Raw genomic sequence first — 11,649 nt, forward strand, 5'->3', positions numbered from 1 at the left:
CCTCGGGATCAGGGCCTCAGCGCCTCGTAGGTGACTCCCGTCAGCCGCTCGGAGGCCGCCCACAGCCGCTCCCCCGTCACGTCGTCGGTGGTCCAGGACGCCCGCCAGGACGGTGCGGGCGTCCCGCGCCACATGGCGAACGAGGGGCCGGTGAAGGAGTCGGAGGGGACGCCGGGCGCGGTCGCCGCGTACAGGACGGGCAGCGCGCCCGCCTCGGCGGACTGGGCGACGACCCGGTTGCCGAGCCGCGCGAGGCGCTCGGCGACCCTGCGCCCCTCGGCGCGGGGTCCCGCGGTCTGCAGACCGGTCTGGGCGTATCCCGGGTGGGCGGCGACCGCGCGCACGTCCGAGGCGCCCTCGCGGGCCGCGAGCCGGCGCGCCAGCTCGTGGGTGAAGAGCAGGTTGGCGGACTTCGAGCGGGCGTAGGCACTCCAGCGCCCGTACCGCCGCACGCTGTTGAGGTCGCGCGGATCGACGTTGGCCAGCGCGTGCATGAAGCTGGAGACGGTCACGATCCGGGCGCCGGGGGTGGCGAGCAGGGTGGGCAGCAGCAGCCCGGTGAGGGCGAAGTGGCCCAGATGGTTGACGCCGAACTGCGTCTCGAAGCCGTCCGTCGTCGTGCCGTGGGGCAGCGCCATCACCCCGGCGTTGTTGACGAGGAGATCGACCCGCTCGTACGGCAGCCCGTAGGCGAACTCCCGGACCGAGGCCAGGTCCCCGAGATCCAGCCGCGCCGCTTCCACGGCGGCGCCGGGCACCTCCCCGAGCAGGCGCTGCACGGCAGCGCTCCCCCGTGCCTCACTGCGGCAGGCGAGGACGACGGACGCCCCGTTGCGCGCCAGTTCCCGGGAGATCACGTAGCCGAGGCCGCCGTTGGCCCCGGTGACGACGGCGACGCGCCCGTCCAGGTCGGGGATGTCGCCCGTGTTCCAGCCGGTCATCCGCGGCTCCTTCGCTGGTCCGGACCCGTCTCACCGTACGCGCCCGGCGGCCCTGAGCGGAGAGCTACCGTCCGGTCACGTCACGTTCGCGTCACGAGTCCTTCATATCGCTCCCACATCTCACGCACCTCAATAGCTTCGTCACCTCATATCCGCCCATCCACACCATTCCCGGGACTCTCGATGAACCTGCTCCGCAAGCCCGCCGCCGTGGCCGTCGCCGCGCTGGCCCTGGCCGCCCTGCCGACCGCCGCCGCACAGGCGCACGACGGCGCCCACCCGTTCAAGAACTGCACCGCGGCCTACGACGCCGGGTACTCCAACATCCCGAAGGGCGACCAGCACTACGGCGCGCACCTGGACCGCGACAACGACGGCGTCGGCTGCGACAAGCCCCCCGCCGGCTTCGTGCCCGCGAGCGACAAGGACACCGACGACGGCGCGGACGCCGGCAGCGGGAAGGACTCCGGGAGCGAGACGAGCGGCGGTGCCGAGGCCGCCGGGCAGCAGGGCACCGACCTGGCGGAGACCGGCGGCGACGACAACACGCCGTACATCGCGGCGGGCGGCGCGGTCGTCGTGCTCGCCGGCGGCGCAGTGCTGCTGGCCACCCGCCGGCGCCGGAGCGACGGCGCGGCCTGATCCGGCTCGGGGCCGCCGGGGCGCCGTCCGCTCAGCGGCGGCGCTCCGGCGGCTTGAGGCTGAAGGCGGCGCTGCTCAGCCAGCGCCGCGCGGCCCGGGCCACCGGGCGTTCGACGAACCGCTGCACGAGGTAGGCGAGCGCCACCAGCGCGGCGACGGTGATCCCGACCATCACCCACGGGTCGGCCCGGTCGCCGAAGTGGTGCAGGACGTTGACGCCGATGGTGTCGTGCAGCAGGTACAGCGGGAAGGTCAGCGTGCCCGCGACGGTCAGCCCGCGCCAGCGGATCCAGCTGGTCCAGCCCAGGGCGACCGCGGCGATCAGCAGGAAGAACACCGTGATGACCAGGACCAGCCAGCCGCGCCCCGGCTGCCAGGAGTCCCAGTTCAGGCGGCCCCCGTCGGGTGTCAGCAGGTAGTGCAGCGCCACCAGCCACGACATGGCGACGATGCCCCACAGCAGCGGGGTCGGACGGTAGCGGTACATGAGGTAGAAGGCCATGCCCGCGATGAAGTAGGGGGCGGACGGCGGGTTCACCAGCAGCGTCAGCAGGTGGATGTCGGCACTGGGCGCCAGCACCGCGGCGACCGTCCACAGCCCGCAGTAGATCACCACGCGCTGGTAGGTCAGGCCCTTCCACACCACGACCGCGAAGGTGAGGTAGAAGCACAGCTCGGGCCAGAGCGTCCAGTAGACGGAGTCGAGGTCGTCCACGCCGAGCGGCGTCTGAAGCATCGTCAGGTTGGCGAAGATCACACGCGGGGGCGGTGTCCCGAACGGGTCGTCGGCGATGAAGTAGATCACGCACGCCGAGATCGCGACGGCCGCCCAGTACATCGGGTACAGCCGGGTGACGCGCGAGATGAAGAAGTCGCGCGGGCTGCGCCCCCACGCGCTCATGCAGATGACGAAACCACTGATCAGGAAGAACAGTTCGACGCCCAGCCGGCCGTAGGCGAAGTACCCGTGCGCCCCGGGGAAGACGGTTCCGACGGGACGGCCCCAGATGGTCTCCATCGTGGAGGGCACCTGGCCGACGAAGTGGAAGAAGACCACGGACAGGGCCGCCAGGAACCGGAGACCGTCGAGTGCCGCGAGCCGGTTCCTGCGAACGGGTGGACCGGCCTCGGCGACCCGCTCCTCGGCGCCGGTCCGCGGACCGGGCACTCCGGGGGCGCCTTCGCCCCCGGTCCCGTCCGCGGCGGTCGTGCCGGCCGGTTCCCTGTGATCCGTCTGGGTCATCCAACCACCGTTCCGGGTGCCGGCCGCTGCCCGCCGTCGCGGCCCTCAAACTTCGCTGACAGCTTTGCTGCTGCTCACCACACGGCGATTCACACCGTGGAACGCGTCACAAAAGGCGGCCGGAGGCACGCGAAAGGCGGCACCCCCGCACAAGGGTGCCGCCTTTCGCGTGATCCGGAGCCGCCGCCGATCGGTGAGGGTGGTCGGGTGACAGACGGCGGCTCCGGGGCCTTCGCCCCGCGCGGGGGTCAGCGGTGGTCGCTGCCCCTGGACCGCGAGGCGGCGCGGCCGGCCTCGAGGCGGGCCACCGGGATGCGGAACGGGGAGCAGGAGACGTAGTCCAGACCCACCTCGTGGAAGAAGTGGACGGACTCCGGGTCGCCGCCGTGCTCGCCGCAGACGCCGAGCTTCAGGTCGGGGCGGGTGGCGCGGCCCGCCTTCGCCGCCGAGGCGACCAGGGAGCCGACCCCGTCCCTGTCGATCGTCTCGAACGGGGAGACGCCGAAGATGCCCTTCTCCAGGTAGGCCGTGAAGAAACTGGCCTCCACGTCGTCGCGGCTGAAGCCCCACACGGTCTGGGTCAGGTCGTTGGTGCCGAAGGAGAAGAACTCCGCGGCCTCGGCGATCTGGCCGGCGGTCAGCGCGGCGCGCGGCAGTTCGATCATCGTGCCGATCGACAGCTTGAGCTTGGCGCCGGTGGCCGCCTCCACCTCGGCGATGACCTGGTCGGCCTCGTCGCGGACGATCTCCAGCTCCTGGACGGTGCCGACCAGCGGGATCATGATCTCGGCGCGCGGGTCGCCCTTGGCCGCCTTGCGCTCGGCGGCGGCCTCGGCGATCGCGCGGACCTGCATGGTGAACAGGCCGGGGATGACCAGGCCGAGGCGGACGCCGCGCAGGCCCAGCATCGGGTTCTGCTCGTGCAGCCGGTGCACGGCCTGGAGCAGGCGCAGCTCGTTCTCGTGCGGCTCCTGACGGGACTCGGCGAGCGCGACGCGCACCGACAGCTCGGTGATGTCGGGCAGGAACTCGTGCAGCGGCGGGTCGAGGAGGCGGACGGTGACCGGGAGGCCGTCCATCGACTCGAAGAGCTGGACGAAGTCCTGCTTCTGGAGCGGCAGCAGCTCCTTCAGGGACTCCTCGCGCACGGCCTCCGTGTCGGCCAGGATCAGCCGCTCGACCAGCTCGCGCCGGTCGCCGAGGAACATGTGCTCGGTGCGGCACAGGCCGATGCCCTGGGCGCCGAACCTCCTCGCCCGCAGCGCGTCCTCGGCGTTGTCGGCGTTGGCGCGCACCCGCAGCCGGCGCTTGCGGTCGGCGAAGGCCATGATGCGGTGCACGGCCTCGACCAGCTCGTCGGCGTCCTCGGCGCCCGCGTGCATGCGGCCCTCGAAGTACTCGACGACCGGGGACGGCACAACCGGTACCTCGCCGAGGTAGACCTTGCCGGAGGAGCCGTCGATGGAGACGACGTCGCCCTCCTCGACGACGTGCCCGCCGGGCACGGTCATCCGGCGGCGCTTGGTGTCGACCTCCAGTTCCTCCGCGCCGCAGACACAGGTCTTGCCCATGCCGCGCGCGACGACGGCCGCGTGGGAGGTCTTGCCGCCGCGCGAGGTCAGGATGCCCTCGGCGGCGATCATGCCGTCCAGGTCGTCGGGGTTGGTCTCGCGGCGGATCAGGATGACCTTCTCGCCCGAGCGGGACCACTTGACGGCGGTGTACGAGTCGAAGACCGCCTTGCCGACCGCCGCGCCCGGCGAGGCCGCGATGCCCCGGCCGACCTTCTCGACCTTCGCGTCGTCGTCGAAGCGGGGGAACATCAGCTGCGCGAGCTGGGCGCCGTTGACGCGCTGGAGGGCCTCCGCCTCGTCGATGAGGCCCTGGTCGACGAGCTGGGTGGCGATGCGGAAGGCCGCGCCCGCCGTGCGCTTGCCGACGCGCGTCTGGAGCATCCACAGCTGGCCGCGCTCGATGGTGAACTCGATGTCGCACAGGTCCAGGTAGTGGTTCTCCAGCGTCTCCATGATCTGCATCAGCTGGTCGTACGACTTCTTGTCGATCGACTCCAGCTCCGCCAGCGCGACGGTGTTGCGGATGCCCGCGACCACGTCCTCGCCCTGGGCGTTCTCGAGGTAGTCGCCGTAGACGCCCTGGTGTCCCGAGGCGGGGTCCCGGGTGAAGGCGACGCCGGTGCCGCCCCCTCGCGATGTGGCAGTGGGGCCGAGGTTGCCGAAGACCATGGAGCACACGTTCACGGCGGTGCCGAGGTCGTGCGGGATGCGCTCCTGGCGGCGGTAGAGCTTGGCGCGCTCGCCGTTCCAGGACTCGAAGACCGCCTTGATCGCGAGGTCCATCTGCTCGCGCGGGTCCTGCGGGAAGTCCCGGCCGGCCTCGGTCTTGACGATCTTCTTGAACTTGGTGACGAGCTTCTTGAGGTCGGCGGCCTCCAGCTCGGTGTCGACCGCCACCTTCTTGGCCGACTTCGCCGCCTCCAGCGCCTCCTCGAAGAGGTCGCCGTCGACCCCGAGGACGGTCTTGCCGAACATCTGGATCAGGCGGCGGTAGGAGTCCCAGGCGAACCGGTCGTCGCCGGCCTGCTTGGCCAGGCCCTGCACCGACTTGTCGGAGAGGCCGATGTTGAGGACGGTGTCCATCATGCCGGGCATGGAGAACTTGGCTCCGGAGCGCACCGACACGAGGAGCGGGTCGTCGGCCTGGCCGAGCTTCTTGCCCATCTTCGCTTCGAGGGCGTCGAGGTGCGCACTCACCTCGTCACGCAGTGCCGCGGGCTCCTCGCCGCTGTCGAGGTAGGTCTTGCAGGCCTCGGTGGTGATCGTGAAGCCGGGAGGGACCGGGAGACCCAGGTTGGTCATCTCGGCGAGGTTGGCACCCTTGCCGCCGAGGAGGTCCTTGAGGTCCTTGTTGCCCTCGGTGAAGTCGTAAACGAACTTCGCCGCGTTCGCTACCTGGGGATCTTTGTTTTCCGACACGGGTCTCGACTCCTCGAGGACGCGGTGGCTGCCCTGACGGCGAGGAATGTACCCAGATCAAAGGCACCTGGGTACGTCCACTTGCGCGTCATGCGCCTGTAACCACCCGTCCGCCAGCGGATCGAAAGTCAAGGCTTGGCAAGCGATCCGCCACTTGTGTTTTCACTTCTTGAACGTACGAACTCCCGGACCTTCCGCTCGGCGCTCACTTGAGCGGCATTCCATACGTTTGAGTTCGATCGATGAACGATCAACGCCTGGCACTCAGTGCCACACCTTGGAGAAGTGGAGTCGCTCAAGATCCGCTCATCTGAGCGCCACTCCTATCAGAGGTGGCGAGAATCACGCTGCCACAGGCCGCCGGATTTCACCATGCGGACCGGTGAACGGACCGTCCGCCGCGGACGTACGACACTGCGGCGGGTTCGGCCCCCTCGCCGGGCCCGCCGTCCACCGGGTTTCGTACGGAAGGACCTCCGGGTGCCTGTCTTCACACGCTTTCGCCAGTCACCGACCCCGGCCGAGGAGCCGTACGAACCCGGTGAGCCCGGCGAGAGCGCGCAGGAGCCCGACGAGCCGGTCGAGCCCGACGACCCCGGAGCGGCGATCGACACCGAGAACGCCGCCGAGCCGGAGGAGACCGCCGAGCCGGACAGCGCCGCCGAGGCGCCGCAGGCCGCCGCCGAGCCCGGTCGCCTCGCCCACTGGCGTGCCTGGCGCACCCGGCACCCGCTCGCCGCCCTCGTCGTCCGCCGTACCACGACGGCGCTCTCGGCCGTTCTCGTGCTCGGTGCGCTGCTGCTGCCGAACACCTTCGTGGCCCTGGAGCCCAACCGCTTCGCACGGATCCCGGCGGAGGCGGTCATCGCGGCGGTGCTGCTGCTGTGCCTCCCCCGCACGGCACGTCTGGTCGGAGCGGCGCTGTTCGGGACCGTCCTCGGCGCGCTGACCGTGGTGAACCTGCTCGACATGGGCTTCACCGAGTACCTGGGGCGGGGCTTCAACCTCGTCCTGGACTGGGGTCTGCTCGACGACGCCCAGTCCTACGTGGCGGACTCGATGGGCGGCGCGGCTGCGACCTGGGCCGCCGTGGGCGCCGTCGTGCTGGTCGTGCTGCTGCTGGTGCTCATGGCCCTGGCGGCGGTCCGGCTCGGCGAGCTGCTCGCCGCGAACCGGGAGCGGGCGGCGCGGGGCGCGCTGATGGCGGCCACCGTGTGGATGACCTGCGCGGCGCTGGGCGTGCAGACCTTCGGCGTGCCGGTCGCCACCAGGAGCGCCTCCGGGGCGATGGAGGCGCAGGCGCACCGGGTGGTGGACACGCTGCGGGACGAGGCGGCCTTCGCGAAGGAGGCGAAGGCGGACCGCTTCGGGGGCACGCCCGGCGCGCAGTTGGTGCCGGACCTGCGGGGCAAGGACATGATCTTCACGTTCATCGAGAGCTACGGCCGCAGCGCCATCGAGGACCCGGTGATGGCACCGGGTGTCGACCGGACGCTGGACACGAGCACCGCGGCGCTGGCGAAGGCGGGCTTCCAGGCCCGCAGCGGCTGGCTGACCTCGGCGACGTACGGCGGCAGCAGCTGGCTCGGCCACTCCACGTTCATGTCGGGCCTGTGGGTGGACAACCAGCAGCGCTACCGCACCGTCACGGCCGGGGACCACCTCACCCTCACCAAGGCGTTCCAGAAGACCGGCGACTGGGACACGGTCGGGGTGATGCCGGGGGTGCAGAAGGCCTGGCCGGAGTCGGAGTGGTACGGGCTGGACAAGGTCTACGACGCGTTCGAGGTGGGCTACCAGGGGCCGAAGTTCAGCTGGTCGACCATGCCGGACCAGTACGCGCTGGAGGCCTTCCAGCGGCTGGAGCACGGCAGGAAGCGCGACAAGCCACTGATGGCGGAGGTCATCCTCACCTCCAGCCACCAGCCCTGGGCGCCGATCCCGAAGATGGTCGGCTGGGACGAGGTGGGCGACGGGTCGGTGTACGACGGCATCGAGGCCTCGGGCGTGAAGGCGTCCGACATCATCGCCGACTCGGCCCGCTCGAAGGAGGAGTACGGCAAGTCGATCCAGTACTCGGTCACCGGCCTCACCCAGTGGCTGGAGCGCTACGGCACCGACGACACCGTGCTCGTCTTCCTCGGCGACCACCAGCCGCTCGCCCGCGTCAGCGGCGACAAGGCGAGCCGGGACGTCCCGGTGTCAATCGTCGCCAAGGATCCAAAGGTGCTCGACGCGATCGACGACTGGAACTGGACCGAGGGGCTCAAGCCGGCCCAGGACGCCCCGGTGTGGAAGATGAGTTCCTTCCGCGACCGCTTCCTGACGGCGTACGGCTCCACCCCGCACCCGACCAAGGACTGACCGAGGGACGGTCAGGGACGGGTCAGGGGCCGACGGGTCAGGGGCCGATCAGCCGCCGGAGGTGTCCAGCTCCGCGTCCGCGCCGACGCCCGCGCAGTCGTACGGGTCCTTCAGCCAGCCGTCCGGCAGGACGACCCGGTTGTTGCCGGAGGTGCGGCCGCGGGGGCCGTCGGCGCCGGTGGGCCAGGGCTGGTCGAGGTCGAGTTCGTCGAGCCCGGCGCGCAGCGCCTCCAGGGAGGAGGTGACGGCGAGCCGCTTGCGCATCTCGGAGCCGACGGCGAAGCCCTTGAGGTACCAGGCGACGTGCTTGCGGAAGTCGATGACGCCGCGCGCCTCGTCGCCGATCCACTCGCCGAGCAGCGTAGCGTGCCGCACCATCACGTCGGCGACCTCGCGCAGGGTCGGCCGTACGAAGGCGTCGGTACGACCCTCGAAGGCGGCGACCAGGTCGGCGAAGAGCCACGGCCGCCCCAGGCACCCGCGGCCGACCACGACGCCGTCGCAGCCGGTCTCCCGCACCATCCGCAGCGCGTCCTCGGCGGACCAGATGTCGCCGTTGCCGAGGACGGGGATCTCCGGGACGTGCTCCTTGAGGCGGGTGATGGCGTCCCAGTCGGCGGTGCCGCCGTAGTGCTGGGCGGTGGTGCGGCCGTGCAGGGCGATGGCGGTGACGCCCTCCTCGACGGCGATGCGCCCGGCGTCGAGGTGGGTGAGGTGGTCGTCGTCGATGCCCTTGCGCATCTTCATGGTGACCGGCAGGTCTCCGGCGCCGGTGACGGCCTCGCGGACGATGGCACGCAGCAGGTTCCGCTTGTACGGGAGGGCCGAGCCGCCGCCCTTGCGGGTCACCTTGGGCACGGGGCAGCCGAAGTTCAGGTCGATGTGGTCGGCCAGGCCCTCCTCCGCGATCATGCGGACGGCCTTGCCGACGGTCACCGGGTCGACGCCGTACAGCTGGATCGAACGCGGCGTCTCGGTCGCGTCGAAGTGGATCAGCTGCATGGTCTTCTCGTTGCGCTCGACCAGCGCGCGGGTGGTGATCATCTCGCTCACGAACAGGCCCTTGCCACCACTGAACTCCCGGCACAGCGTGCGGAACGGCGCGTTGGTGATCCCGGCCATCGGCGCCAGCACCACGGGCGGTGCGACGGTGTGCGGGCCGATCCGCAGGGGCGCGGCGGTGGTGTTGGGGGCGGGCGTGGTGAGCGTGGACATTCCTCCATTGTCACGTACGCGGGGCGGTGCCCGTCGCCCCTGTGGACGAAGACCATGTATCGGTAATTAGTTAACCGCACTATCGATATGGGCGTACGATGAAGGCCATGCCCGAGCTGACCCACCGCCGCCGCATGCTCGTGCTCGCCATCTGCTGCATGAGCCTGCTGATCGTGAGTATCGACAACACGATCCTCAACGTCGCCCTCCCCGCCATGCAGCGCGACCTGCACGCGAGCACCTCGGGCCTCCAGTGGGCGGTCGACGCGTACACGCTGGTGCTGGCCGCGCTGCTGATGCTGTCCGGCTCCACGGCCGACCGCATCGGCCGCAAGCGGGTCTTCATGACCGGCCTGGTGATCTTCACCCTCGGCTCGCTGCTGTGCTCGCTGGCGCCGGACCTGTCCTCGCTGGTCGTCTTCCGGATGATGCAGGCGGTGGGCGGCTCGATGCTCAACCCGGTCGCGATGTCGATCATCACCAACACCTTCACCGACCCGCGCGAACGCGCCCGCGCGATCGGTGTCTGGGGCGCGGTGGTCGGCATATCCATGGCCGCGGGACCCTTGGTCGGCGGCGTGCTCGTGGAGTCGGTCGGCTGGCGCTCGATCTTCTGGGTCAACCTGCCGGTGGGCCTCGCGGCCCTCCTCCTCACCCTGCGCTTCGTCCCCGAGTCCCGCGCACCGAAGGCTCGCCGCCCCGACCCGCTGGGCCAGCTGATGGTGATCGTGCTGTTCGGTTCCCTCACGTACGCGATCATCGAGGCGCCGAACGCCGGGCTCACGACGGTGGGGCCGTTCGCCGCACTGGCGGTGGCGGCGCTGATCGGCCTGCTCCGCTACGAGCCCCGTCGCGCCGAACCCCTCATCGACCTGCGCTTCTTCCGGTCGGCGCCGTTCAGTGGGGCGACCGTCATCGCGATCAGCGCGTTCGCCGCGCTGGGCGGTTTCCTGTTCCTGTCCACGCTGTACCTCCAGAACGTGCGCGGACTGAGCGCGCTGGAGGCCGGGCTGTGGATGCTGCCGATGGCCGTCCCGACCTTCCTGTGCGCGCCGCTGTCCGGGCGGCTGGTCGGCAGCCGGGGGCCACGGCTGCCCCTGCTGATCGCGGGCGGCGCGCTGACCGTGAGCGGGGCGCTGTTCGCCGCCTTCGAGGCCGAGACGTCGGACGTCACGCTCTTCATCGGCTACGTCCTGTTCGGCGTCGGCTTCGGCTTCGTCAACGCGCCCATCACCAACACCGCCGTCTCCGGCATGCCCCGCGCCCAGGCGGGGGTCGCCGCGGCCGTCGCCTCCACCAGCCGCCAGCTGGGCCAGACGCTGGGCGTGGCGGTGGTCGGCGCGGTGCTCGCGGCGGGCGTGGGCGCCTCGTCGTACCGCGACACCTTCGTCTCCGCCTCGCGCCCCGGCTGGTGGATCCTGGCCGCCTGCGGCCTCGCGGTGCTCGTCCTCGGCGCCGTCACGACCGGCCGCTGGGCCCACCGCACGGCGGACCGGACGGCGGAGCGCCTGGCGTCGCCGGAGGTACGGGAGGCGGCGGGGACGGGGGCGTGAGCGGGGGCGGGGGCGTGAGCGGGGGCGGGCCGGAAGTCGTCAGTGCCGCTACACCCACTGGAAGTACCGGTCGGCCCAGACCGGTGGCGTGACCTCTTCACCGCCCGCGTCGTCGTAGCCGGCCGCCGCCAGCGCCTCCAGGAAGATCCGGTCGTCGTCCGCGAGGGTCGGGGTGGGTCCCTCGTACGGCTCGAGCAGGATCCGAAGCGGGACGAGGACACACCCTGCGCCCGTGCACAGCTCGTCGAGCCACGTCACGAACGCGCGGCTCAGGCCGTCCGCGGCGCCGGGCTCGCTCCAGTCGCGGCCCGTCCCCGCGGTGACGAAGCCGCCGAAGTTGCTCAGCTCGACCCACAGGCCGGCGTCGGTGTCTGTGCCGGCGTCGGTGTCTGTGCCGGCGTCGGTGTCCTGCGGGGACACCGAGAACACGCCGTACGCACTGGCGTCCTGGTACAGGCCGCTGCTGCCGGACGGCGCGAATCGCTCCTCCAGTGCCGCGGTGAGCCGGGCGAACCGGTGCGCCGCGACCTCGAGGTCGAAGTCGCGGGGGCGTTCCCGTCGGCTCGGGTCGTCGTGTTCACGAAGAAGTGCCCTGATCTCGTCCGGAGGAAGCACCGGCATACCTTTCGGTCGGCGACGACGAATCCGCGCATCATGCTCCCGTGCCCGGTGCCACCACACCGGGTTTCCGCCGCACC

The 11,649-nt window shown here is 71.1% G+C and carries 8 protein-coding genes; 3 read left to right on the forward strand and 5 right to left on the reverse strand.

What is annotated here, in order from left to right:
* Positions 1-8: 8 nt before the first annotated feature.
* A complete protein-coding gene (locus ACGH7X_RS12715; protein WP_399884746.1) occupies positions 9-941 on the reverse strand; it encodes an oxidoreductase in 933 nt (310 codons plus the stop codon).
* A gap of 183 nt (positions 942-1,124) precedes the next feature.
* Between ACGH7X_RS12715 and ACGH7X_RS12720 the strand changes: the two genes are divergently transcribed.
* Positions 1,125-1,583 carry an LAETG motif-containing sortase-dependent surface protein gene (locus ACGH7X_RS12720; protein WP_399884748.1) on the forward strand — a complete coding sequence of 153 codons (459 nt, stop codon included), beginning with the start codon at positions 1,125-1,127 and terminating at the stop codon, positions 1,581-1,583.
* A 31-nt stretch (positions 1,584-1,614) separates the two neighbouring features.
* On the opposite strand, the gene ACGH7X_RS12725 is transcribed toward ACGH7X_RS12720, so the two are convergent.
* Together ACGH7X_RS12725 and ppdK are read right to left on the reverse strand one after the other, a co-directional pair.
* Positions 1,615-2,826, reverse strand: coding sequence for an acyltransferase family protein (locus tag ACGH7X_RS12725; protein ID WP_399884750.1), 1,212 nt, complete (start codon positions 2,824-2,826; stop codon positions 1,615-1,617).
* Positions 2,827-3,074: 248 nt separating this feature from the next.
* Positions 3,075-5,819 (reverse strand): pyruvate, phosphate dikinase, encoded by a 2,745-nt coding sequence (ppdK, locus tag ACGH7X_RS12730; protein WP_399884752.1) that lies wholly within the window; start codon positions 5,817-5,819, stop codon positions 3,075-3,077.
* A 480-nt stretch (positions 5,820-6,299) separates the two neighbouring features.
* Here ppdK and ACGH7X_RS12735 point away from each other — a divergent pair, with 480 nt between their 5' ends.
* Entirely contained in the window at positions 6,300-8,183 is a 1,884-nt protein-coding gene (locus tag ACGH7X_RS12735) for a CDP-alcohol phosphatidyltransferase (RefSeq protein ID WP_399884754.1), read from the forward strand.
* A gap of 48 nt (positions 8,184-8,231) precedes the next feature.
* Here ACGH7X_RS12735 and dusB read toward each other — a convergent pair whose 3' ends face one another.
* Positions 8,232-9,398, reverse strand: a complete 1,167-nt coding sequence (gene dusB, locus ACGH7X_RS12740; RefSeq protein ID WP_399884756.1) for a tRNA dihydrouridine synthase DusB — start codon at positions 9,396-9,398, stop codon at positions 8,232-8,234.
* A gap of 107 nt (positions 9,399-9,505) precedes the next feature.
* Between dusB and ACGH7X_RS12745 the strand changes: the two genes are divergently transcribed.
* On the forward strand, positions 9,506-10,951 hold the full coding sequence (locus ACGH7X_RS12745; RefSeq protein WP_399884758.1) for an MFS transporter: 1,446 nt from the start codon (positions 9,506-9,508) through the stop codon (positions 10,949-10,951).
* A gap of 48 nt (positions 10,952-10,999) precedes the next feature.
* Here ACGH7X_RS12745 and ACGH7X_RS12750 read toward each other — a convergent pair whose 3' ends face one another.
* The gene (locus ACGH7X_RS12750) at positions 11,000-11,566 is read right to left on the reverse strand and encodes a hypothetical protein (protein WP_399884760.1); all 567 of its coding nucleotides are present in this window, start codon (positions 11,564-11,566) and stop codon (positions 11,000-11,002) included.
* Between the last annotated feature and the right edge of the window lie 83 nt (positions 11,567-11,649).

This window comes from Streptomyces sp. BBFR51, from assembly GCF_044591655.1.
Lineage (GTDB): Bacteria > Actinomycetota > Actinomycetes > Streptomycetales > Streptomycetaceae > Streptomyces.